Annotated in this window: 22 protein-coding genes and 2 pseudogenes; 18 read left to right on the forward strand and 6 right to left on the reverse strand. The window is 55.8% G+C overall.

Features of this window, described 5'->3' with window-relative positions; genetic code table 11:
- Positions 1–98 precede the first annotated feature (98 nt).
- The 3 genes from QDY28_RS26555 (at position 99) to QDY28_RS26565 (ending at position 3280) form a co-directional block, all read left to right on the forward strand.
- Positions 99–1595 (forward strand): PAS domain-containing sensor histidine kinase, encoded by a 1497-nt coding sequence (locus tag QDY28_RS26555; protein WP_184462165.1) that lies wholly within the window; start codon positions 99–101, stop codon positions 1593–1595.
- Positions 1582–2202, forward strand: coding sequence for a response regulator FixJ (fixJ, locus tag QDY28_RS26560; RefSeq protein WP_004125927.1), 621 nt, complete (start codon positions 1582–1584; stop codon positions 2200–2202). The genes QDY28_RS26555 and fixJ overlap by 14 nt, the downstream gene beginning before the upstream one ends.
- 418 nt (positions 2203–2620) lie before the next feature.
- Positions 2621–3280, forward strand: a complete 660-nt coding sequence (locus QDY28_RS26565) for a helix-turn-helix domain-containing protein (protein WP_184805585.1) — start codon at positions 2621–2623, stop codon at positions 3278–3280.
- Between the two features lie 284 nt (positions 3281–3564).
- On the opposite strand, the gene QDY28_RS26570 is transcribed toward QDY28_RS26565, so the two are convergent.
- On the reverse strand, positions 3565–3792 hold the full coding sequence (locus tag QDY28_RS26570) for a hypothetical protein (RefSeq protein WP_154668707.1): 228 nt from the start codon (positions 3790–3792) through the stop codon (positions 3565–3567).
- A 986-nt stretch (positions 3793–4778) separates the two neighbouring features.
- On the opposite strand from QDY28_RS26570, the gene QDY28_RS26575 reads away from it, so the two are divergent.
- Positions 4779–5246, forward strand: coding sequence for a helix-turn-helix transcriptional regulator (locus QDY28_RS26575; protein WP_004125932.1), 468 nt, complete (start codon positions 4779–4781; stop codon positions 5244–5246).
- Positions 5247–5511: 265 nt separating this feature from the next.
- On the opposite strand, the gene repC is transcribed toward QDY28_RS26575, so the two are convergent.
- Positions 5512–6810, reverse strand: a complete 1299-nt coding sequence (gene repC / locus QDY28_RS26580; protein ID WP_184805587.1) for a plasmid replication protein RepC — start codon at positions 6808–6810, stop codon at positions 5512–5514.
- Positions 6811–7679: 869 nt separating this feature from the next.
- Positions 7680–8141 (reverse strand): DUF3846 domain-containing protein, encoded by a 462-nt coding sequence (locus tag QDY28_RS26585; protein ID WP_004125939.1) that lies wholly within the window; start codon positions 8139–8141, stop codon positions 7680–7682.
- Between the two features lie 885 nt (positions 8142–9026).
- On the opposite strand from QDY28_RS26585, the gene QDY28_RS26590 reads away from it, so the two are divergent.
- Together QDY28_RS26590 and QDY28_RS26595 are read left to right on the forward strand one after the other, a co-directional pair.
- On the forward strand, positions 9027–9572 hold the full coding sequence (locus QDY28_RS26590; RefSeq protein WP_004125942.1) for a helix-turn-helix domain-containing protein: 546 nt from the start codon (positions 9027–9029) through the stop codon (positions 9570–9572).
- 181 nt (positions 9573–9753) lie between these two features.
- Entirely contained in the window at positions 9754–10479 is a 726-nt protein-coding gene (locus tag QDY28_RS26595; protein WP_120764250.1) for a helix-turn-helix domain-containing protein, read from the forward strand.
- A gap of 15 nt (positions 10480–10494) precedes the next feature.
- Here the strand turns inward: QDY28_RS26595 and QDY28_RS26600 are convergent, their stop codons facing one another.
- Positions 10495–11529 (reverse strand): IS110 family transposase, encoded by a 1035-nt coding sequence (locus QDY28_RS26600; RefSeq protein ID WP_004118306.1) that lies wholly within the window; start codon positions 11527–11529, stop codon positions 10495–10497.
- 108 nt (positions 11530–11637) lie between these two features.
- Between QDY28_RS26600 and QDY28_RS26605 the strand changes: the two are divergent.
- Both QDY28_RS26605 and QDY28_RS26610 read left to right on the forward strand, forming a co-directional pair.
- A pseudogene (locus QDY28_RS26605) lies at positions 11638–12171 on the forward strand (IS630 family transposase); the annotation flags it as partial.
- A gap of 186 nt (positions 12172–12357) precedes the next feature.
- A complete protein-coding gene (locus tag QDY28_RS26610) occupies positions 12358–12570 on the forward strand; it encodes a hypothetical protein (RefSeq protein ID WP_004125950.1) in 213 nt (70 codons plus the stop codon).
- A 429-nt stretch (positions 12571–12999) separates the two neighbouring features.
- Here QDY28_RS26610 and QDY28_RS26615 read toward each other — a convergent pair whose 3' ends face one another.
- Positions 13000–13926 (reverse strand): LysR family transcriptional regulator, encoded by a 927-nt coding sequence (locus QDY28_RS26615; protein ID WP_004125953.1) that lies wholly within the window; start codon positions 13924–13926, stop codon positions 13000–13002.
- Positions 13927–14253: 327 nt separating this feature from the next.
- Between QDY28_RS26615 and QDY28_RS26620 the strand changes: the two genes are divergently transcribed.
- The 10 genes and pseudogenes from QDY28_RS26620 to QDY28_RS26665 all read left to right on the forward strand — a co-directional run bounded on the left by QDY28_RS26620 (position 14254) and on the right by QDY28_RS26665 (position 22292).
- A complete protein-coding gene (locus QDY28_RS26620; RefSeq protein WP_004125955.1) occupies positions 14254–14844 on the forward strand; it encodes a NodA family N-acyltransferase in 591 nt (196 codons plus the stop codon).
- The gene (nodB, locus tag QDY28_RS26625) at positions 14841–15500 is read left to right on the forward strand and encodes a chitooligosaccharide deacetylase NodB (protein WP_004125963.1); all 660 of its coding nucleotides are present in this window, start codon (positions 14841–14843) and stop codon (positions 15498–15500) included. The genes QDY28_RS26620 and nodB overlap by 4 nt, the downstream gene beginning before the upstream one ends.
- A gap of 11 nt (positions 15501–15511) precedes the next feature.
- Positions 15512–16870 (forward strand): chitooligosaccharide synthase NodC, encoded by a 1359-nt coding sequence (gene nodC / locus QDY28_RS26630; RefSeq protein ID WP_004125966.1) that lies wholly within the window; start codon positions 15512–15514, stop codon positions 16868–16870.
- Positions 16788–17504, forward strand: coding sequence for a nodulation methyltransferase NodS (gene nodS / locus QDY28_RS26635; protein WP_032495018.1), 717 nt, complete (start codon positions 16788–16790; stop codon positions 17502–17504). Before nodC ends, nodS begins: the two co-directional genes overlap by 83 nt.
- A 35-nt stretch (positions 17505–17539) precedes the next feature.
- Positions 17540–19267: a nodulation protein NodU gene (gene nodU / locus QDY28_RS26640; protein WP_004125972.1), complete on the forward strand. Its 1728-nt coding sequence runs from the start codon at positions 17540–17542 to the stop codon at positions 19265–19267.
- Positions 19255–20169 (forward strand): nodulation factor ABC transporter ATP-binding protein NodI, encoded by a 915-nt coding sequence (gene nodI / locus QDY28_RS26645; protein ID WP_004125976.1) that lies wholly within the window; start codon positions 19255–19257, stop codon positions 20167–20169. Before nodU ends, nodI begins: the two co-directional genes overlap by 13 nt.
- 3 nt (positions 20170–20172) lie before the next feature.
- Positions 20173–20958, forward strand: a complete 786-nt coding sequence (locus QDY28_RS26650; protein ID WP_004125979.1) for an ABC transporter permease — start codon at positions 20173–20175, stop codon at positions 20956–20958.
- Between the two features lie 92 nt (positions 20959–21050).
- Positions 21051–21098: pseudogene (locus tag QDY28_RS26655) on the forward strand (aldo/keto reductase); the annotation flags it as partial.
- Positions 21099–21232: 134 nt separating this feature from the next.
- Positions 21233–21430: an aldo/keto reductase gene (locus QDY28_RS26660; RefSeq protein ID WP_331384342.1), complete on the forward strand. Its 198-nt coding sequence runs from the start codon at positions 21233–21235 to the stop codon at positions 21428–21430.
- 112 nt (positions 21431–21542) lie between these two features.
- Positions 21543–22292, forward strand: a complete 750-nt coding sequence (locus QDY28_RS26665) for a sulfotransferase (protein ID WP_184805589.1) — start codon at positions 21543–21545, stop codon at positions 22290–22292.
- A gap of 40 nt (positions 22293–22332) precedes the next feature.
- Here QDY28_RS26665 and QDY28_RS26670 read toward each other — a convergent pair.
- A partial coding sequence (locus QDY28_RS26670; RefSeq protein WP_331384343.1) for a transposase occupies positions 22333–22510 on the reverse strand: 178 nt, incomplete at its 5' end.

The raw sequence follows: 22510 nt of genomic DNA on the forward strand, positions 1-22510 counted from the left end.
GGCGCAGCATACTCGATGAAAAGAGTTCAGCTTAGTTTTGATCTGCCAGCGAGATGCGCGGCATGATGACAGTACCTTTTTCCCTGGTGGATCACAAAATGCATTCACAAGGCGCTGGCGGGCTCGCTTGGATGCTTGTCCGGTGGCGGGGCAGACCGATCGTCGCCTATAGTGTCGCCGCCGCTGCTCCATTCGGCGTCCTCGCACTGAGATTGGCCCTGTCGCAGTTCACCAGCGACGATCTTACCCTATTGCCGTTCATTCCCGCTATTCTCGTGGTCGCAATCATCGGCGGCGGAAAGCCGATTTCTCTAGCGGCGGGCATGTCGCTTGGCGCTGATGTCCTTGTTCAGCGGCTGAGCGATGCGGCTTACGCGACGGTCTTTGAACTGGTTTCCTTTGGCGTTGCGGTGCTTCTGATTGCTTGTCTGGGAGAGGTGTTGCAGGCGACGAGACATGCCATCATCGAGAGTGAGATTGCCCCCACTGCGCATCTGACATCGATATTGGACAAAGTGCCCGATGCGATGGTGATCACGACCCGCGACGGTAAAATTGTGTCCTTCAACGCCGCCGTCTTGCGGCAGTTCGGGTATGCAGAACAAGAGCTCGTTGGCGCGAACCTGCGACTGCTGATGCCTGATCCTTTTCGCGCCGTCCACGGCAGCCATATGCAACGGCAACTTGGAAGGGGCGAAAAGCGCGTTCTCGCAGATCAAGCAGTTGTCGGACGCAGGAAGAACGGATCGACGTTTCCCCTCAAGTTAACCGCGAGCCAGCTGGAATCGGGTGGTGGCTTATTTTTCATCGGCTTCCTAAGAGACCTTACGGAGCGGGAAGAGGCTGCTGCTCACCAGCAGCGGATCCAGGCGGAATTGGCAAGATTGGCCCGCCTGAGCGAAATGGGCGAAATGGCATCCGCCCTTGCGCATGAGCTGAACGAACCGCTGTCGGCGATCGCAAATTACGCTTTCGGGTGTACGAAGCTCTTGAGCGACATGGACAACAATGTCCCAACGGTCATGAGAAACGCTTTGCAGGAGATTGAACGTCAGTCCCTTAGAGCGGCAAAAATTATCAAACATCTCAGAGAGTTCGTCACGACAGGTGAAACGGAAAAGGGCCTCGAAAATATCCGCACGCTGGTGGAGGAAGCAGGCGTCCTTGCGCTTGTAGGTTCCCGAGAAAAAGGCGTCAGGACTGTCTTCGAATACGTGCCCGGCGCCGAGATGGTGATGGTCGATCGTGTTCAGGTCGAACAGGTCATCATTAATTTGATGCGAAACGCCATAGAAGCTATGCGCCACGTCGAGCATCGTGAGCTTACGATCCGCACGATGCCCACGCAGGAGGATGAAGTCGCCGTTATCGTGGAAGACACCGGCAAAGGCATTCCGGAAGAAATTGCCGCGGAGCTCTTCGAGCCATTCGTCACGACAAAGCCAAGTGGAATGGGTGTCGGCCTTGCGATCTCGAAACGTATTGTCGAGGCCCATGGAGGTGAAATGACGGTCTCAAGAAACGCGGCTGGCGGAGCTACTTTCCAGTTCACGCTTCCCGCCTATACGGAAGGACAAACGTGTGAAACCGACTGACTATACGATCCATATTGTCGATGATGAAGAGCCGGCGCGCAAATCGTTTGCCTTCATGCTGACCATGAACGGCTATGCCGTCAAGGTGCATCAATCGGGAGCCTTGTTTCTTTCCTTTGCGCCGGGCATCCACAACGGAATTCTTGTTACGGATCTCAGAATGCCAGAGATGTCAGGTATAGATCTCATCCGTCAGCTTAGCGTGAAAAAGATCTCAATTCCGTCAATCGTGATCAGCGGACATGGCGATGTGCCGGTGGCAGTTGAGGCGATGAAAGCCGGTGCGGTCGACTTCATAGAGAAACCCTGCGAAGACGCCGTTATCATTGAGGCGATCGAACGAGCGTCGGACCATTTACATGTTAATGGCGCTAACGTCGACGAGAGCCTTGCCATTCAAGCGCGCATCGAAACCTTGAGCGAGAGGGAGCGCCAAGTGCTTCTTGCCGTCGTGGTCGGCCTTCCGAACAAGTCGATTGCACATGATCTGAATATTAGCCGCCGCACGGTGGAGGTTCATCGCGCCCGCGTCATGTCGAAAATGAGAGCAAAAAGCATCCCGCATCTGGTTCGTATGGCTGTTGCGGTGGAGATGGGGCCCTTCTAGCTTCGTAGTGTTGATCTCGCCGCATTCGGGGTCCTGCCGTAACCTTGCGAACGGGAAGGGTCGTCATGGCATCTGTTTTCCCAAAAACTCTAAATTGATCGTCATTGCTCGATGACGGGATTATATAATCGAAGGCAACTTTGGAGGCGCTTTCGCGGACTTAGCGGGCCCATCCTGCGCGTCGAGACGTCTTTGCCGAAAGACTCGCCCGCATTATTTTCTGACCGGGCGGCGCCACGATTTCTTATGACGACGACAAGCTGCTGCCTCTAGTGATGAACACCCTTCGAAAGGGATCGGAATAAATCGCCGGCAATTCGCACGAGATGCCGGTTAAGTGTTTACCCTTAGTGATAAAACCGAATTTATCGCTCCCATAAGAACCGGCAATCTTGCCCCGGAACATGGGGAATACCAGATGCAGCCGAAATTCATGCCCGCAGCACAGCCTTGGACCTCGCCGACGAAAATTGTGGGGCCGCAAATTGGGGGAGCGCACATCGCCGTCACATATGAGCGCGGCCAAGAGATATACGCTCAGGGCGGGAGCGCCGATAAGTGCTATCGGGTTTCTACCGGAGCTGTTCAGGTATGTCGCATCCTTTCCAACGGGGGGAGGCAGGTCGTCTCCTTCCATGTCGCGGGGGAAATGTTCGGCTTCGAAGCTGGCTCTCAGCATCGTTACTTTGCCGAAGCGCTCGCCCTGACAAGAATAGTGGCGTTTGAACAGGGCCTTGCTCAGCAGCGGCATTTGCCGGAACTCCTTGCACTTGCTCTTGAAGCTATGGAACGTGCTCAGGAACACCTTCTGCTTATCGGACGGCAGTCTGCGATTGAACGGGTGGCCACATTTTTGTTGGATCTCTGCGAGCGCCTGGGAGGCACTCGGCAGTTTAGATTGGCCATGTCGCGGCAGGACATTGCGGACTATCTCGCCTTGACGATCGAGACGGTATCGCGTGCCATGAGCGAGTTGAAGGAACAAAGCATAATCAGCCTGCGACATGCGCGAATGGTCGACATTCGGAAGCCTGATGCACTTCGTTCGCTCTGTGGCCATGTTGCCGGACTATCTTAGCTCGGCGCGACCTGTGCAATGCAGGACGTTGCGGCCTTCGGGCGGAAAATCGCGATTTGCGCCCGCGTGTCATTTCATCTGGGACATTGTCTTGCGGGCCCACGTCAACTTGTTTCAGGTCCTTGTCTGGAACTGATGGCGTGGCCCGTAAACGACGGTCACCTTCCGTCAGGCGCGCTTCAGAGCCTGTCAGCAGGAGTTTTGTGGATCGATGCCGATCCCGTTGGTAACGACATCGGACATTCGGGCATTGGCCTGAACGGCACGACCGTCCCGCATCATCATCAGGAAACCCTCCGCCACCATGCCTGGAGCGAGGGGCCAGGTGCTGCCCCCAACAGGAAGGAGATCAGATCGTAGCGGCTGTCGTCCACCGCGAGATCCAAACCGAGAATGGCTTCTCCGTATTGCCTAATGGCCTCAAGACGCCGGCGCCGGCGGCGTCTGGAAAAGAAAAGAGGTCGCCCTTCGGCTGGATTGATCCGGTGGCTGAGATTATTGGCCGCCACCATGGCCTGTCGTCCCTGCCTGCGAACAGCGCCGTCCGCGAGCGTAGCGGAAGCCGGAACATGTCCCGGCAAGATCGATCGCACCTGCTATTTCGAAGGCCGATGCGGTGTGCGAGCAGGGTCAGCGCGGTGTCGTTACGAACGATGCCGCAGCCCTCAACGGCAGCCTCAGCGGCCTTCGCCGCACGTCCGCTGAGCGTCTCGGCATCGTCAAGCCAGTGGCGCGGGGATGCCGATCCGGCGCGCGATTCAGTCGGGTTCAAGGCCGAGCCCCGATTCAATCCGGGCATTCTTGACGCGTCAATCGGGCACCGCATGGCCGAGACCTACCAGAGAAGACGAGCGCTTCCCTGATAGCCGCCCAGCCCCCAGAAAGCCGCAGTAAGCCTTTCGCTTTGACGCTCTGCGAGCTTTACGATGCGCTCGACGACCGGTTCCGTCATTTAAAGACAGGCACTATCCCGTCCGCTTCGCGCGAGCAAGCCGGCCATCACAAATCGCTTGGTTTTACGCAACAACCGGAGAGGGATAGCCGATAAGGCTCTCTGGGAAAATCATCACCAGGGTACGGTCCTACTTTTCCTGCTAACCAAATGGGATATAAGCGGACACGAAGATGCGCCGACCCTTGGCTCGGCCGTTCACATCGGAACCAATGACGATTGCCGCTGACTTCATTAAGGAGCTTGAAGGATGTATTCGCGAATTCTCGCTGAATTTCAAGGGGATCGTGGTGGTTTGAAAATGGTCCCAGCGAGCAATCGTTTGTCGCTGATTAAATTAGATCGCCGATCTCGCAGCCGTGATTTGACTTCATCGTGCATCGGATTACTGAAGCAAATTGGCTAAGCTCTCTAAAGTTGTTATAACCTGACAATGTTCCCCTCGGAACGGACAGAAGACGACCTCAAAGGGGCAAAGGCAAGCAGTTCAAGTCCGTCCACGGCGATCCACGCTGACCGGCGATTGTTGAAAAATAGGGACAGGCGGTGACGCAAGATCTAGAAAGTTACAAAAGTGCGAGAGGCCTCGTAGATACCACCGATCCGGAAGTCGACAAGCCGATCTACCGCAAGCCCGGTTTTGACGGGAAAGTTGCGACGCTAGGAGATATGGAAGAACTGATCAGCGCATTTTTAAAAAAAACGCGCGAGGCCGAGGGCCTCGCTCGCGCGGATCTTGCGCCAATGCTCGGTCTGTCGACACCCGTGTACGGACGTTACGAGCGGGCGTTTTCAAGGATGACGGTCACCCGAATGATCCATCTCTGTGAAATTCTCGGCTTTATGCCCATAGATATGCTCTTTGAAGCGGCGCCCCATCTTTGGGGGCGCACGCCTGAGGAAGCCGAGGATCGTCTCACTCTGGACCGAATTATCAGAACCCTTCCGAGCGAGGCAAAGCGCGATCTCGTTCGGCTGCTGAAGCGTATGGTGCCTCAAGATAACGGGAGCTAATGAGACATCAATCGCAGGTAAGCTTGGCTGTCTGGTAGGCACTCCGGCAACGGACAGCGTCGGTCTTCACCGCGATCTCGCCGCAAAGTGGTTTTCATGATCATCTTTTTAAAGGAACCAGCGCCACAACTATAGAATCCTGGACCTCACACTCACTCGTTTTCCGGTCGGTCACCGCATGCGCCGACATCGTCGCTCACTTTGATCGTGGCGCATGAACAGTGTCGACTAGAACGCTGCACCGCTTAAGAGCGTGACCCACCAGTTAAGTTTGCCCGGCCATTCGAGTCCTTTGCTCAAGGTCGCGGCGAGCCGCCAGACCGAAGACCGAGCGGGTAAGATACAATCTGCCCGCGGCTGCGCGCTCGGCCATTGCGCGCAGATATCCGCCGGGCGAACTGACCTCCTGCCGATTTGCTTTTTCCAGAATAACTGCCACCGCCACCGCTGCTTGCTGTTCGCCCATTGCCTCCACGGCGCCACGGCGGGCATCCTCTGAGATCCCGACGAAGCGGCACAGCATCGGAGTCAGCCGAACAAACTCCTGGAAGCTCTTGGGAGTGCATCCAAGCTCCGCGAGGGCCGGGGCCGCCCGCAAGACATCCTTAAGCGCGATTAGAGCCTGCCGCTGAGGTTCTCGCTCGCTGACTGAGCCTCGCCAAAGGGTCGCGGTTTCTTCAAAAGCCGAGCTGCTGGCGGCGCTGGCTTTTGGAAAACTGTATTGTCCGACATGAGCCGAACCCTCTCGAACATTACTACTACGTTTTGATTGATAAGGAGGTGTAGTCTGTTTCTGCATGTCGTTTTCGACAGGCACGCATGTCGTTTTCCCTGCGCCGAGTTGGTCTTGAGGTCGCGGGTCAAGCCGCATCAGTCGGTCCATAGACCATTCAAGAAGGACAGTCGCACGACGCAGCATCCGGTTGGATGCTTTGGCAGCAATTCCGATATAATTGCTGATGCGCTCGACCCGGTCGGCAATGCGTTGGCGCATTGTTGCACTTACATCAGCGACAGCAGCGAGGGCACAACGGATATTGCGCAAGGCGCCTCGGTACCGTCGCAAGGCAGCTTCGGTCGCCCTCTTCTCCGCTCGGATGTCTTTTACGAGGCGAGTAAGCTCGCCATATCGCAGGACCAATATTCGAAGATCGACCCCGCATCCATCCGTTATGACGCCATCGCTGTTTCTGACGGGATATCGCTTATAGTTTCCACTGTCCTGCATCGTGATCAAACCCAGATCGAAAAGCTTGGAAAGCATTCGACTGACCCGGCCGGCCGAACGCCCGACCTCAAATGCCAATTGTCGGTTCGATTTGAACACGATTGGCCGCCCCGACGTATCGAAAGTATCGGCGGGGGCGGTGTTGATCAATATTAGCAACAGATGGCTTTCCGTTCCATTTATCAGGCCTGTGCAGGTCAGATTTTGAGCAAGCACAGCCAATTGGGCACGCGTCACCATTCCGATTTCTGCCGATTTTGCCCAGCGCCGGAATTCAGCCCTTTGGGGCGTTATCTTACGGCCGACCGGCCGTTGGCAGGTGGTCATATCTTCCATGTCCTCGTCTCCGTTCGGGACCAGGCAAAGCTCCGCCGTTCACCAAAGTGATGTTTTTTGTTGACAAGGAAGGAAGGGTCTGCGAGAAAGGTTTTGGCTAATTTATTCTCTTACAGACCCGCTTCCGGATTGCTTCGGGAGCGGTTTTTCTTTTTCTGGCCGGTTTTTTCTCTCCATTTCAAACCCGACGCACGCGTCGGGATGTTTGCGGTCGATACGCGAAAAGCATATCCCAACAAATCAATTTGGCGCAAGATATGTACGAGTTTGAGCTGCTACTTGAGGTCGCAGCGGGATAGTGACTAAACTAACGCATTGATTTTATTAATTGTTTTGAAAGTCTAAATGCCATTTCGATACCGTTTCGACCGATCAAATTTGGTTCGCCTTACGGACAAAATTCTCAAATTGGCCGATGCTCGGACATGGAGCCAATGACGCTTGACCGAAAACGCAATGCTCCTCCCGTACTTGACGTTGAGGATCAGCGTGCGAAACGTGGATGGCTGGATGAATAGCGACAGCCCGCTTTCCCAGCTGGTCATCATCGACCCGGGGGCTATCACAAGAGGCGGGAGGATTGTGCCGTGCGTGGTCGACGTAAACTCCATCCCCTCATTTTGGGTTTTGAGATCTGATCTCCTGGAGCAATGATTACCCGAGGTGCGTTGGATCGCCATCTCAGACCTGCAAACGGTGCGCGCGTTTTCCGGAGTTCCCTGAGATCTGCCAGCCTATTTAGCGGCAGCGCCACCGCAGCAAATTCATTAAGGGGTTGCCGCCTGGCAAATGAGTGAGTGAGTTGAAACCGAATACCTAAGCTTTTGCCGCCATGCCCGCGCGATCTTTCGCGAGCGTGGCGGTCGGATTTATTGTATCAAACCGCGATTTTCGCTCTCTTCGAGCACGGGAGAGCGACGATCAATGCGGACTTGCAAGCTTGCCAGTGCCCCGGCAACTATAAGACCCTTTGGCGTCATATCGCCGGCCGTGGCAAAGACTGGATCGAGCACCGGCCGGCAACATCGGAAGCGTGCCGCCGCATCCGCAATCGTGATCAATGGGGCACGATAAGGTTGTCCGCAGTCGCCTCCCACAAGGACAATTTTCCCCGCCAGAGGCTTTGGACAGCCATCAAAGATTGTAAAGGCGGTTAGCCCGTCACGCAACGCTTCTTCATCTACGAACAGCGAGTGCATATCGTCAAAGCGGATCATCTCGATTAGCCTGCTACCAATCAAGTCATAGATCGGAGCAATGCTTCCATCCTGAAGCTCAACCGCCCCAAAACGGGCGGTATCCGACTCTAACACGTACACGATATTTTTCATTTGCTTTAGCCTCCTATTTGAAGCGATCTCGTGCCCACAGAGATGAGGGAGAAGGGAGAGCTGTGATACCAACCATAGATAGCGGCGGCGCGACGCAATATGCTGTTCTCATAGGGCGTTGTAAATTGCCGTACGCGCCGATTTGGCACGTGTTTCGCAATCTGGACAGCTTTCCGGGTCGGCTGAAATTCTAAAGATTTGTACTGAAATCAGTTGAATCGAGCTGGTATTTCATAGGATACCTTTAGTGAGAACGCTTGAAGGTGAGCCAAATATATTTTGCGTTTTTTCGGCAAAAAAATGGAAAGCATTATGTCAGTCGACTCATTTTTTGAGCTGAGTATGCAATTTTCAGTAAGCGTAACGCGTGGAGAGCGCTGGATAACCCGATCGCCCGTCCCGACTTGTGACCTCAAAAAAACACGATCTGGAGGAGCCCATCTATGAACGGGTTTCGGCGATCCCCTCTGAGGCTGATGGCCTATCTCGCGTTCCCGCATGTCGATCATCAGACCTAAGCGACAGAGAGCCGCTTCGGGGTCGCAGTGAACAAAAACCACAGGAAAACCACCCTACAGATTCTAGACATCGCATTGATGCGTTTCTCACGATATCGGATCGGTCGGGAACGCCATGCCAGTGCGGTGCGTAACCTGGCGATAGCCAATTTGGTGCGATTGTGTTTTTTCTTGCACCAAGAGAAACCAGTGCCGATTTCAATTATGTATTGAAAAACAATAATAATATGCGAAATTAGTGCACGTTTGACGAATTCGCTTGATAGAAAGATGCGCCAAAAATGATCAAAAATGCAACGTTACAGGTTTTAACCTTAACGTTTTTCCGTATAAAAGAGATCTTGCGCGTTAACCCTCAGTCTCAGCAATGGCAGGTCCATCTTTGAAGCAATGGATTAAAGAACTCGGTTTACAGCAGGTCGTTGACCCACGCATAGACAAACCTGTCTATCGGAAGCCTTTTGATGGGCGAATTGTGCTTAGCGCCGAACTGGAAGAACAGATCTGCACCAGTCTTCGCGGCGCCCGCGACAGACGAAAACTGCCTCGATCGAAACTTGCGCCCCTGCTTGGGCTGAGCGAACAGGTTTACGGCCGCTACGAAAATAAGATCTCCCGCCTGACGGTATGCCGGCTAATTCATCTCTGTGAGGTTCTGGACGCCACTCCGGAGGAAATTATCGCGCCAGCAGCACCCCATCTCTGGGGTGGGACTGAAGCAAAAGCGGTTCTGCTATTGGCCTCAATCGAAAAGTTGCGGACCTTGGACGAAGAGACTCTGCGAGATGTTTTCAGCTTGTTAGGTCGCATAGGCGAGACCTGCGGCCAAAATGATGGCCAGACAGTAGGCGATCCTGAATGCCGCAATGGTGTCGAAATCGCAATTGGTAAGCAAATTGACGGCAGCAAATGACCGAAATGCGTTGCGCTAATTGAAGTAAATCCATCGTGACATTTCCCGGCCACTCCTCGAACATGTATTCTGCTGCTTTGTCCGCACTACCTATGGTAATACCAATCGGCATTGCTGCTGACTCTTGAGGGTTCACAAAACGCGATGAATCTGAATCCATGGTGCAAACGGGAGGTTTGCCATGGGATCAGCACTTCGGCTTCGGACGGATTATGTTGGCGATGACTTGCGCAAGGCGGCGCGGCTGTCGAAAGATGCCGCTCAGACGCGGCGGCTTCTGGCTCTCGCGCAGATTTATGATGGAGCGACGCGCGGCGAGGCCGCGAGAGTTGGTGGCGTGACTGTGCAGATCGTGCGGGACTGGGTCGAGCGCTTTAACACGCAAGGCCCTGAGGGTCTTTTAAACGTGAAGGCTCCGGGCAAGCGTCCGAAACTCAACGACGATCAGCGCCAGGAGCTTCGTCGTCTTGTGGAGAAGGGGCCGATCCCGGCGATTCACGGCGTTGTGCGCTGGCGGTTGAAGGACCTGGCACGCTTGATATTCGAGGACTATCGGATATCGCTGGACGAAAGCACCGTGGGACGTGAGTTGAAGGCCATGGGCTTTGCCAAGCTGTCTGCCCGTCCTCGCCACTATGCCCAGAACGAATTGGCGGTGGAGGATTTTAAAAAACGTATGGCCCGCCCGTCTGCAAGAAGATTTTACGGTGTTCTGATCAGTCTGCGTCAACGTATACGGTCTCATGGGTCGCCCCCATGGCCAAGATGGACATCCGCGCGTCTAGAGCCCCATAAGTTTCTCGGCATCATGTGCCATTTTTTAAACCGGGCTTTCCAAACGCCGATCGACTGTCAGGCCATCTTCACGATCCTTCCTGCAAACCTCATTGGGCTACGTGTGCGATAGCATGTTCCGACCCAATTATGCCGTCGCTACCAGGTAACCGCGTTCGAAGCGTGTCTCTTTGCGTAAAGCGGCCCAAGCGATACGCGCCAGCTTGTTGGCCAACGCCACCACCACTGCGTTCCGATGCACGCCTCTCTCGATCATTGCTGTCAGCCATCGCCCCAAAGGAGTGTCGCTTTTTGAAAGCGATGGCAATGCCGCACGCGCGCCATGGATGAGCAAAGTGCGCAGATAGGTGTTGCCACGCTTGGATATCCCAAGCAGCCGTGCCTTGCCGCCCGTGCTGTATTGTCTCGGAACCAACCCAAGCCAGGAGCCAAGGTCTCGGGCCTTGGCAAAGCTGCTTGCATTACCCACGGCCGCGACCAAAGCCGTCGCGTTGAGCACCCCAATGCCAGGGATCGAGGTCAACCTGCGTGTGGCGGCATCGTTGCGCGCCAGTTGGACAAACTCATCGTTCAGCGCCCCAATCTTCGCGTCGAGCTCTTTCCATTCGGCACGCAGCCCGTCAATCAGCTGACGCATGCGGGGCGACAAGGTCTCATTGCCCTCGGAACGCATGCGATCCAAATCAAGCTCGAACTTTCGCCTGCCAGCAGGAAAGATCACCCCGCGTTCCAGCAAGATCGCTCGCAATTGGTTGAGAAGGTTCGTTCGTTCGGCTACGAGGCGCGAACGCACCCGATGCAACGTCTGGATATCTAACTGCTCCTGGCTCTTGAGTTCAACGAAACGCATTGTCGGCCGTGAAGCGGCCTCCGCGATCCCCTCCGCATCGCGGTCATCGTTCTTCTGCGCTTTGATATATGGGCGAACGTATTCGGGCGACATCAACCGGATCTGGTGGCCTTGCGCCATAAACAGGCGTCCCAGATGATGCGCGCCGCAACATGCTTCCATTGCGACCACACAGGCCGGAAGCTTCGTCACATAGTCGATCAGCGTCTGCCGGCGCATTGTACGACGAACGACCACGGCACCGGCCGCATCGACGCCAACTATGCTGCAAGAGTTCTTGCCCAGATCAACACCGAGGATAGCAATAGACATTCGCTCGTTCCTTTCTCTTTCCCGATATCAGCATCCTACTCGATGCTGGGTGAAAGGGCGGGCCATTCCATAAGTTTCCCGGAAGAGATCAGCGCGATCAGCAAGACCCTCGCTCCAGGCACAGAAATAGAGCTGTGGTGGCAAGATGAAGCCCGCATCGGGCAAAAGAACAAGATGACGCGGCGATGGGCGCAACGGGGAACGCGTCCATCGGCCCCCCACGATCAGCGAACGCTATGGACCTACATATTCGGGGCGATCTGCCCGAAGAAGGGTAAGGGTGCAGGCATTGTCATGCCCTGGTGCGACACAGAGGCAATGAACGCGCACCTTCAGGAAATCAGCCGCGAGGTCGATAACGGTGCGCACGCGGTTCTGATCCTCGATCAGGCGGGTTGGCATTCATCGGCCAAGCTGATCGTGCCGGAAAACATCACCCTGCTCTTCCTGCCGCCGCGATCCCCAGAACTGAATCCTGTTGAAAATGTCTGGCAATTCCTGCGCGACAACTGGCTGTCGAACCGCGTCTTCACATCCTACGACGACATCGTCAATCATTGCTGCGCCGCTTGGAACAAGCTGGTCGACCAGCCCTGGAAGATCATGTCAATCGGAATGCGCGACTGGGCACATCGGTTCTGACCAATGCCGATTGGTATAAGATATTAACCGACCCGACGCGTTTCGAGCGTCACTGGTAGCGTCCACCAGTGTAGCGTCATCTTCGTTTCTTCCGAACCGCGATGAACTGGGTTCCGACGGAACACAGGGAAGCGCTTCAGTGCGAGTGCCACTTCCCAGGGATGCCGATCTCAGGGAGAAACCAAAATGATATTCACTCAAGCCGACCTTGATATCGCAAATCGCCATATTGCCGAAAGTGAAGAACAGGTTTCACGGCAGGAGCGAAAGGTGACTGTCCTTCGTATGCAACACTTGGATACGGAATTGGCGGAAAACATTCTGACGGTTTTTTACGAAACGCTGCTGATCCATAACGCCAGTCGCGACATGATTGCTGCTCAGCTGAGACAGAAATGATCGCAATGCCTCTCCAGTGTGGTGAAGCATCCAACGGGCATCGGCATAGTTTTCGACGACGTCGGTCTATCAATTGGCGGTTTTCGCATGGCTGGTAACGGAGTGTGGAATGCCGCACCAGAAGTGTGGCTAAGCCGTACCGGTACTTTTCGATATGCGTGTATTCCACCCCTTTTGCACCACCAAGCACATTACCGCTGACCAGAATGTTTACCTGCTGGCGGTACAAGTTCACACACATTGTTATTTTAAACTGGCGTTCTATCGACGGCATCAAAGACATTCCTGCCAATCTGCCTTGCACCGTTCGCCGACTTGCCAGATCCGTTGAAAGCCAGGTGCTTCGATGGCCTCTCTTCCCTATAAACTCTAAGCCGATCTTGCGAGTATCCGCATGAGATGGGCTCCAGCAACATTGCTGGCATCCACTCAATGCTCTGCCGACGGGAGGGCAAGGCGCGATGCTTCCTGTAATAAAATCCCGCGCATCCATAGGCTCGCCGGATCACTGTTTTGAAGCGCAGGCCATTGAACGGCCTCTGTGAATGGGGGAAGCGGCAGTGGAAGGTCCATGATCCGAAGGGGCAAAACTTCTGCGAAATGTTGCGCCAGTCGCAACGGCACGGTCGCTATGCGATTGGTATTGGACAGAACGGGCAGGATCATGCTGAAGCCCTGCACGACGACCTCGATACGTCTCTTAAAACCGTGTTCGAGCAAATACCATTCTTCGATTGATGGTCTTCGTGAATTCCCGAATTTGGCCGCGACGTGCCCCATGGACATGTATCTGTCGAATGTAAGCGGCTGTGATAGCTCTTGGTTCCTGCCACAGCCCACGCATACGAGCCTTTCCTCAAACAGTTTCGCTCGAGGATGTCCAGTTGGCATGAACACGTCCGGGAGAATGATAAAATCGACTTCGCCACGGCGCAAAAGCTCGTCGTAATCATCGGCGAGGGGCAGGAATTCGAAGCTCACGCCTGGGGCTTCCCGCGCAGCACGCTTCACGACCTTTTCCATAAACACGAGTGTGAGGAAATCGGAAAGAATGATCCTGAAACGGCGATCCGACTGAAAGGGATCAAACGGCTCCCAGGAAATGATCGAAAGCTGGATATGGAGTAAGGCTTCACGTACGGCCGAAACCAGGCCCTTCGCACGCGGCGTCAGGACAAGTTCGCGACCATTCATCGTAAACAGTTCATCCTCGAAATAGACACGCAATCGGCCCACAGCAGCGCTCATCGCAGGCTGGCTGAGATTGATGCTGCGTGCCGCGGCCGTCAGGTTACGCTCGGTCATCAATGCGTCGAGCGCGACGAGAAGATTTAAGTCCAGTCCTTTGAAGCGCATCTTTTCCTTCATTCAAGATGTGGATGGTTGCCATCCAAACAATCAATTTTACCGATTCGGCATGATGGTGCATGAGGAAAATGTCGATAACCTGACAAGTATGTCGATTAGCAGACGAGTACATCGGCGTAAGCTTACGAACGACCGACGACGGTCGGAAGTATTCAGAGAGTTGATCATCTCAGACGCGAGCGAAATAGAAAGGTTCTACTATAACGATTGTATGCCGTTGCGACCGCCTGGGGCGTATGACGTGGGTAGACGAGCAGTTGCTGCAATCACACGATGTTTCCCTCAGAACTACAGCAGGAAAAAGGAGGTCTTTGCATGCGCTCAAAGGTGCGGTGGAGACTGTGCTGGGAAAACGAGTTGGAACTCGCCGAGCATATCGAGCTCGCCGACTTCTTTCGGATGACCTATGGGCCAACCGGGCCCTTTAATGCAAAACCATTCGAGGGCAGTCGAAGCTGGGCGGGAGCAAGGCCCGAACTTCGTCTCATCGCCTATGATGCTAATGGTGTCGCGGCTCATCTGGGCTTGCTGCGCCGATTTATTAAAATTGGCGCAATTGATCAGTTGGTGGGTGAGCTCGGACTATATGGCGTACGTCCGGATCTCGAGGGATTGGGGATCGGGCATTCAGTTCACGCCATGCTTCCTGTATTGCGCGAACTCGCCGTTCCATTTGCTTTCGGCACCGTTCGGCCCGCATTGCAAAAGCATATCGAAAGGTTCGGCCGTTACGGTCCGGTAACGATCTTATCGGGGATTCGTGTGTCGTCCACTCTACCGGAGGCGCGCCTCGACAAGCCGCCCACACGCATTGACGACGCGCTTGTCATCGTCCTGCCGATTGGAAGATCCATCTCCGATTGGCCTGCCGGCACGGTAATCGATCGGAACGGGCCAGAGCTATGACGCAACTCGATTGCTTATACGAAATGCCCAATGCGTGCGATGACGCCACCGACCGGCCGAGCATCTATCTGACATTTGACGACGGACCTCATCCCTTCTGTACGCCTGAGATTCTAGACGTGCTGGCGCAACATCAGGCGCCCGCAACCTTCTTCGTTATCGGAACTTACGCAGCCGAGCGGCCGAAACTCATCCAACGAATGATCGCCGAAGGGCACAAGGTCGCCAATCACACGATGACCCATCCGGACCTGTCCAATTGCGGTCCCGGCGAAATAGAACATGAGATATCTGAGGCGAGCAGGGCTATCAAGACTGCATGCCCGCAGGCGTCGGTGCAATATATGCGCGCTCCCTACGGGAGCTGGACCCAAGACGTTCTTTCCGTGTCGGCGAGCGCAGGGCTGGCGGCCGTCCATTGGTCTGTGGACCCGCGAGACTGGTCTCGTCCTGGCGTCGATGCCATTGTCGATGCAGTGCTCGCCTCTATCCGTCCCGGGGCAATCGTTCTGTTGCACGACGGATGCCCTCCAAGCGAGGCGAAGCCGAGCGTAGATAGCAGTCTGCGCCGTCATACCATCATGGCACTCTCTCGCATCATCCCAGTCGTGCGCGACCGCGGATTTTTAATCCGCTCGCTTCCTCAACATCACTGAAAGCGATATTCATGAATCTGCTCGACGCAACCAGCACTGCCGCTATCTCGCTTTATGCGATGCTCTCGACGGCTTATAAAAGCATGCAGGTCGTTTATGCTCGGCCAATCGAGGAGCCATCGACCTCTGCAGAGCCCATCGCTTCGGCGCAATGGCCGAGCGTCGATGTCATCATACCCTCCTTCAATGAGGATCCGGGCACACTCTGGGACTGCCTGGAGTCCATCGCGCAGCAAGAATACGCTGGGGATTTGAATGTCTATGTGGTTGATGACGGTTCCAGCAATCGCGACGCCATCACGCCCGTCCACACGGCGTTTGCACGCGATCCAAGATTCACATTCATTCTGCTCAGGGAGAATGTTGGAAAGCGCAAGGCGCAGATAGCAGCGATACGCCGTTCCTCTGGGGATTTGGTCCTCAACGTCGACTCCGACACCATTCTCGCCCCAGACGTCGTCGTGAAACTTGCACTCAAGATGCAAGATCCGGCAATTGGCGCGGCTATGGGCCAGCTTGCCGCCAGCAACCGCCACGAGACCTGGTTGACCCGTTTGATCGACATGGAATACTGGCTAGCCTGTAATGAGGAGCGCGCGGCACAGGCTCGTTTCGGTGCTGTCATGTGCTGCTGTGGCCCATGCGCCATGTACCGCCGGACTGCGCTTACCATGCTACTCGACCAGTACGAAACGCAAATGTTCCGGGGAAAGCGAAGCGATTTCGGCGAAGATCGTCATCTTACGATTCTCATGTTGAAGGCCGGATTTCGAACCGAATATGTTCCAACCGCCATCGCGGCAACTGTTGTTCCAAACAAGCTGCGCCCTTATCTGCGTCAACAACTTCGCTGGGCACGCAGCACTTTCCGTGACACGTTGCTTGCAATGAACCTTCTGCCTGGTCTTGACCGTTTTCTCACGTTGGACGTCATTGGTCAGAACCTCGGACCGCTCTTGCTCGCCCTATCGGTGCTAACCGGACTAGCGCAGTTCGCGCTCACCGGGACCGTGCCCTGGTGGACATGCCTGATGATCGCATCGATGACCATGATCCGCTGCAGCGTCGCAGCGGTTCGTGCTCGCCAATTTCGATTTATCGGCTTCTCCCTGCATACCTTCATCAACATCTTTTTCCTGCTGCCCTTGAAGGCCTACGCGCTCTGTACGTTGAGCAATAGCGATTGGCTGTCGCGCGGCTCTGCTGCCAAGGCAACAGGCAAGGGTGGAAAGCTGGACGCCATCCAAGACCCGGTTGCTGCATCAAGCCCGAGAGAATCGCAAGAAAATGAAGCTCCGCTTCGCCGGCACAATCTTGCGAGAGATGCTACCAGATCGATGGCATATGACGGCATTTGCACCGACCAGTAATGATCGCTCTATCAAGGTAGACGGCTTGAAAACGCACGACAATTATCAACTTTTAAATCGCGAACTGGCTGCAGATGATCCGTGGCGCCTCGACGGAAATCCGTTCGAACGCAAGCGTCACGCGCAAATGCTCCTGCTGTCGCTTGCCCAGGGGCCCATCGCAAATGCACTCGAAGTCGGGTGTGCGGCCGGCGCCTTCACGGAAAAACTGGCGCCCCATTGCCAGCGCCTCACCGTTATCGATGTCGTGCCAGAAGCGATTGATCGAACACGCCGGCGCATGAACAAGCCGGCACATATCAGCTGGGTTGTCTCAGACGTACAACAGTTTTCCTCTGAAGAGCTTTTCGATCTGATCGTGGTTGCAGAAGTTCTTTATTACCTCGGAGACATTGCCGAGATGCGAATGGCAGGTGGGAACCTGCTTCGCATGCTTGCGCCGGGCGGGCATCTGGTCTTCGGCTCGGCTCGCGATGCGAACTGCCAGCGCTGGGGTCATGTTACCGGCGCTGAGACGGTCATTGCCATTCTCACCGAAATGTTGGTCGAGGTAGAGCGTCTTGAGTTACAGGGGGACTCGGACAACGAAGACTGCTTGCTCGTCCGTTTCCGCAATCCGGTTTCCTCTTCCTAATCAATTGAAGTTTCGAGCTTAGACATGGAGACACTATGCGCATCTGTGGTATAAAGCTGACCCATGACGGGGCGATCGCCCTTATCGAGGACGGACGGCTAGTCTTCTGCATTGAGCAGGAGAAGCAAGACAACAATCGCCGATACCAAACCATCGACAATCTCGACGCAATTGTCACCGCGTTGGCGGAACACGGTCTTAATCCAAGCGACGTCGATCAGTTCGTCATCGACGGATGGGATGGTGAGATCGAGTCGCGTTTCCAGGTCCTCAGCGGCGCGGCTCCCGTCACTCTCACGGGGGCGCCCTACGTTGAACGCCACCCCGACGGTCTTCTCGATTCGCTCGACGGCTCCGGCCTTATTCTCGACGACCGGGTTCTTTCTTATAAGAGCTATCCGCATGTTACCGGCCATGTGGCCTCCGCATACTGCACCAGTCCATTCGCCAAGGCTGGTGAAGCCGCGTTCTGCCTGGTATGGGGTGGCTGCATCTTCCCGCGCCTCTATCACGTCGATGGCCACGGAGCGCGGTTCCTTGAGTCCTTATTCCCGATGATAGGGCAAGCTTACGCTGCCGCGGGCCATTACTTCGGGCCATATAAGCAGCCAAGCCGCGCGGGCTGGGACCTCGGTGTCGCCGGCAAGCTGATGGCCTATATCGCGCTTAGCTCGATTGATGAAGACATCGTCGCGGTGTTCGAAGAGCTCTACGAGGAGCACTTTTCAGGCGATGCCGAGCGAGCCTGTCGCTATCGCGCAAACATCAACGACGCTGAATCTTCCCTTATAGCCGTACATGACTTCTTCGATGCCAGCGTGGTCCGATTGGAGGATAAGGCGCCCGAAAACGTGCTTGCATCATTCCATTCTTTCCTGGAGCTTCTCTTAGTCCGTGAAATGGCGCTTGCCATGCAGCGCCACTCACTGCCAGGGCCGCGTAATTTATGCATAGCCGGCGGCTGTGGTCTCAACATCAAATGGAACAGTGCACTGCGCGAGACGGGCCTGTTCGATGCCGTCTGGGTTCCGCCATTTCCGAACGACAGTGGTTCTGCAATCGGTGCCGCCTGCAGCGCCATGGCGGCGCATGAAGGCTTTGTGCCGCTGGAGTGGTCGGTCTACAGCGGCCCGGCTTTGAAAAACGGCGATGCGCCGCCCGGATGGGAGGCTGCCCCGTGCAGCATATTAGAACTCGCCACGATCCTCGCCAGCAATAAGCCCGTTGTCTTTCTTGCCGGGCGCGCCGAGCTCGGACCCCGGGCGCTCGGAGGCAGAAGCATTCTCGCAGCCGCGACGTCGCCGCAAATGAAAGACTATCTCAACGAAGTCAAATTTCGCGAACACTTCCGGCCGGTGGCGCCAATATGCCTGGAGGACCTCGCGCCGGATATATTCAGTCCCGGAACGCCCGATCCCTACATGCTGTTCGACCACCAGACGCGCCCGGAGTGGAAGGACAAGATTCCCGCTGTCGTCCATCTCGACGGATCTGCACGTTTGCAAACCATTTCCAGGAGCTCTGAACACGCAGTTACCGAACTCCTCATCGAGTATGAAAAACTCACAGGCATTCCGCTGCTTTGCAACACGAGTGCCAACCTCCATGGACGGGGCTTCTTCCCGGATGCTGCCGCAGCCTGCGAATGGGGACGCATCGACCATGTATGGTGCAACGGCGTGCTCTTCACCAAGGAGCGGGTCGCCGAATTGGCGCCAGTTGGCGTCGCAGACAACATGAAGATGAGCACATGTCCACGGTAGCAATCGAACTTGCCGGTGTCACGAAGTCTTACGGCGAAAGGACCGTCGTCGACGGGCTGTCGTTTTCCGTTGGAGCGGGAGAATGCTTTGGCCTGCTCGGGCCGAACGGCGCGGGAAAAAGCACAATCGCGCGAATGGTTCTCGGCATGACTCTTCCTGATTCCGGCAAGATCAGCGTGCTCGGTGTACCCGTGCCGGCGCGCGCCCGCTTGGCACGCAGGCGCATCGGCGTCGTCCCTCAGTTCGACAACCTCGACGCCGAATTCACTGTGCGCGAAAATCTTGTGGTGTTCGGACGCTATTTCGGCATGAGCACACGCGAGGTCGAAAAGGTTATCCCGTCACTGCTCGAGTTCGCGCGCCTTGAGAGCAAGGCGCATGCACGCGTTTCCGAGCTGTCCGGCGGCATGAAGCGGCGCCTGACACTGGCGCGTGCGCTGATCAACGACCCGCAGCTGCTTGTCATGGATGAGCCGACGACGGGCCTTGATCCGCATGCGCGCCACTTGATCTGGGAGCGCCTGCGGGCACTTCTGGCGCGCGGCAAGACAATTATCTTGACCACCCACTTCATGGAAGAAGCTGAGCGTTTGTGCGATCGCCTGTGCGTCATCGAGAAGGGACGCATCATCGCCGAGGGCCGCCCGCATGCGCTTGTCGACGAGCAGATCGGCTGCCAGGTGATCGAAATATACGGCGGCAATCCGCATGAACTGCATTCAGCGATCCGGCCATATGCGCAACGGTTCGAGGTGAGCGGCGAGACGCTCTTTTGTTACGCGTCCGATCCGGAGCCGGTCTTGGCGCAACTGCGCGGGCGAACGGGCCTGCGTCTTTTGCAGCGGCCACCGAATCTGGAGGATGTTTTTTTGCGGTTGACCGGGCGCGAGATGGAGAAATGAATGATGGGTGAAGGTTATGCGACAACGCTGCCGGCTAACGCTTGGAACTGGATTGCGGTTTGGCGCCGCAACTATCTGGCATGGAAGAAGGTTGCGCTTGCGTCGATACTCGGGAATCTCGCCGATCCCATGATCTACCTGTTCGGTCTCGGTTACGGCCTCGGCATAATGGTCGGTCGCGTGGACGGGGCTCCATATATCGCGTTTCTGACGGGCGGCATGGTTGCGGCAAGTTCCATGACATCTGCAACCTTCGAAACGATTTATGCGGCTTTCGCTCGCATGCAATCTCACCGCTGGGAAGCAATCCTATACACACAACTGACGCTCGGCGATGTCATTCTCGGCGAATTGGCATGGGCGGCCACCAAGGCGTTTCTGGCCGGGACGGGAATTTTGATCGTCGCCACTATGCTCGGCTATGCGGCGTGGACGTCGATCCCCTGCGTGCTGCCGGTTATTGCGCTAACAGGGTTTGCATTCGCGAGCGTGGCCATGGTCGTCGTGGCACTCGCACCCAGTTACGACTATTTCATTTTCTACCAGACGCTCGTCCTCACGCCGATGTTGTTCCTCTGCGGCGCGGTCTTTCCGGTCGCGCAACTGCCGGGCGGATTTCAGGAAATGGCGCAGTTGCTGCCGCTCGCACATGCGATCGACCTCATTCGTCCAGCAATGCTCGGCCGGCCGGCGGAAAGCGTCGGCCTGCATGTCGGTGCGCTCTGCCTTTACGCGGCATTGCCGTTCTTCCTTTCGGCAACGCTTCTGCGGCGCCGTCTGATGCCCTGAAGCCGTGACCGCTTACGAAACGGAGTGATGAAATGCAGTATCGCGGACTCGGCCGCAGCGGCCTGAAAGTAAGCGCGTTCGGCTTGGGTACGATGGGCTGGGGAGAGCAGAACACGGAAGCCGAGGCACGCGCGCAACTCGGGGCGGCTCTCGATGTAGGCGTAAACTTTGTCGACACGGCGGAGATGTATCCTGTACCACCGCGCGTCGGGACGACGGTCTCTCGGCGCGCTATATCGACAGTTGGCTGCGCAAAACCGGCCGCAGGCAGGATGTGGTGCTTTCGACCAAAGCGGTCGGTCCCGTCCGGCCAGCCAAAGCAAACCTGCCCTATATCCTGGACGGCCGCGTCAGCTACACGCGCGCAAACCTTTTCGAAGCAGTCGATGCCAGCCTTCAAAGGCTGCAGACGGATCATACCGATCTGTTTCAGCTGCACTGGCCAGACCGCAGTACGAACGTCTTTCAATAGCCTGGCGTAAAGAACCAGCCGGAGAGCCCTTACGCTCGTCGGCGCAACGGCGAAGTTCTTGTGCGGGCGCCATCCCCACCTTTGTGATCAATAACAGTTGGAAACATGCGCAATGATCCATTCCCTACCGTCGCCGGAGCCATTTGTAATCCTTGCGATGCCGCGAACTGGGACGCACTATCTCGAAGCGTTGCTGAACGATCATCCAAATATCTTGAGCAACGGTGAGTTGCTCAACAGCTATGATGAAAATTGGCCCGATAAGGATCGCCTGAGGCACAGCGATCGCGAGCTTCTCGAGCTCGCCTACATGCGCTATCCACCAGCCAAGAAGAAGGTGACGCATGTCGGCTGTAAAATTAACGAGCCTCAATTTTATGAGCGTCCAGGCTTTTTCGACGAATTGGCTCGCTGGCAAGGCCTCAAAGTCATTTTGCTTACTCGCAATACATTGGAATCCCTACGATCGCTGGTGCAGGCAAGGCAAACGGGTCAGTGGCTGAAATTCAGCCCGGACCGTAATGAGCCCCCAAGTGTCTCGCTGTCAGTGAACGAATGCGAAGCCTATTTCAAAGCTGCCGACGATTTCCATGCGCGGGTCAAGGATGCGTTTGATCCGAGCAAACTGCTGATGATCGAATACCAGGATCTTCTTCTTAAACCGAGCGCATGCCTGGCAGCCGTTTTGGCCTTCCTGGGAGCTCCCGCGCATCGGTTTTCCAATCGCGCCACCATTCAACGGCAGGAAACACGCTCGCTCGCTCGCTCGCTGCGGAATTTTGTAGAGCTACGGCGGCACTTTGCAGGCGGCCCCTACGCGAAGTTCTTCGAGCTTGAGATCATGTCCCAGGACGTGGTGTAGCTTAGACGACCACGGCTCATCCCAGAGGGTCGGATGAGTATCAGCTTGCTGCTGGCAGGCTGATGAGCGGATCATCGCTCATTGTGGCGATTGTCTCAAGTGTCATGTAGCGGGATCGCTGGACGGCCCATTCATCGTTCTGTTCGAGCAGCAGCGCACCGACCAGGCGCACGATGGCGTCGTCGTTGGGGAAAATGCCGACGACCTCTGTGCGCCGC

This window comes from Rhizobium sp. BR 362, from assembly GCF_036528765.1.
Classification (GTDB): Bacteria; Pseudomonadota; Alphaproteobacteria; order Rhizobiales; family Rhizobiaceae; genus Rhizobium.

Excerpts from the sequence above, each read along its gene's own strand:
- nodS (WP_032495018.1), top strand. The coding sequence starts at position 16,788 with ATGAAGCTCCGCTTCGCCGGCACAATCTTGCGAGAGATGCTACCAGAT.
- QDY28_RS26555 (WP_184462165.1), top strand. The coding sequence starts at position 99 with ATGCATTCACAAGGCGCTGGCGGGCTCGCTTGGATGCTTGTCCGGTGG.
- QDY28_RS26610 (WP_004125950.1), top strand. The coding sequence starts at position 12,358 with ATGATATTCACTCAAGCCGACCTTGATATCGCAAATCGCCATATTGCC.
- QDY28_RS26595 (WP_120764250.1), top strand. The coding sequence starts at position 9,754 with ATGGGATCAGCACTTCGGCTTCGGACGGATTATGTTGGCGATGACTTG.
- QDY28_RS26620 (WP_004125955.1), top strand. The coding sequence starts at position 14,254 with ATGCGCTCAAAGGTGCGGTGGAGACTGTGCTGGGAAAACGAGTTGGAA.
- QDY28_RS26650 (WP_004125979.1), top strand. The coding sequence starts at position 20,173 with ATGGGTGAAGGTTATGCGACAACGCTGCCGGCTAACGCTTGGAACTGG.
- QDY28_RS26600 (WP_004118306.1), bottom strand. The coding sequence starts at position 11,529 with ATGTCTATTGCTATCCTCGGTGTTGATCTGGGCAAGAACTCTTGCAGC.
- repC (WP_184805587.1), bottom strand. The coding sequence starts at position 6,810 with ATGGAAGATATGACCACCTGCCAACGGCCGGTCGGCCGTAAGATAACG.
- QDY28_RS26615 (WP_004125953.1), bottom strand. The coding sequence starts at position 13,926 with ATGCGCTTCAAAGGACTGGACTTAAATCTTCTCGTCGCGCTCGACGCA.
- nodB (WP_004125963.1), top strand. The coding sequence starts at position 14,841 with ATGACGCAACTCGATTGCTTATACGAAATGCCCAATGCGTGCGATGAC.
- nodC (WP_004125966.1), top strand. The coding sequence starts at position 15,512 with ATGAATCTGCTCGACGCAACCAGCACTGCCGCTATCTCGCTTTATGCG.
- nodI (WP_004125976.1), top strand. The coding sequence starts at position 19,255 with ATGTCCACGGTAGCAATCGAACTTGCCGGTGTCACGAAGTCTTACGGC.
- QDY28_RS26585 (WP_004125939.1), bottom strand. The coding sequence starts at position 8,141 with ATGAAAAATATCGTGTACGTGTTAGAGTCGGATACCGCCCGTTTTGGG.
- QDY28_RS26665 (WP_184805589.1), top strand. The coding sequence starts at position 21,543 with ATGATCCATTCCCTACCGTCGCCGGAGCCATTTGTAATCCTTGCGATG.
- QDY28_RS26565 (WP_184805585.1), top strand. The coding sequence starts at position 2,621 with ATGCAGCCGAAATTCATGCCCGCAGCACAGCCTTGGACCTCGCCGACG.
- QDY28_RS26590 (WP_004125942.1), top strand. The coding sequence starts at position 9,027 with ATGGCAGGTCCATCTTTGAAGCAATGGATTAAAGAACTCGGTTTACAG.
- QDY28_RS26570 (WP_154668707.1), bottom strand. The coding sequence starts at position 3,792 with ATGGTGGCGGCCAATAATCTCAGCCACCGGATCAATCCAGCCGAAGGG.
- nodU (WP_004125972.1), top strand. The coding sequence starts at position 17,540 with ATGCGCATCTGTGGTATAAAGCTGACCCATGACGGGGCGATCGCCCTT.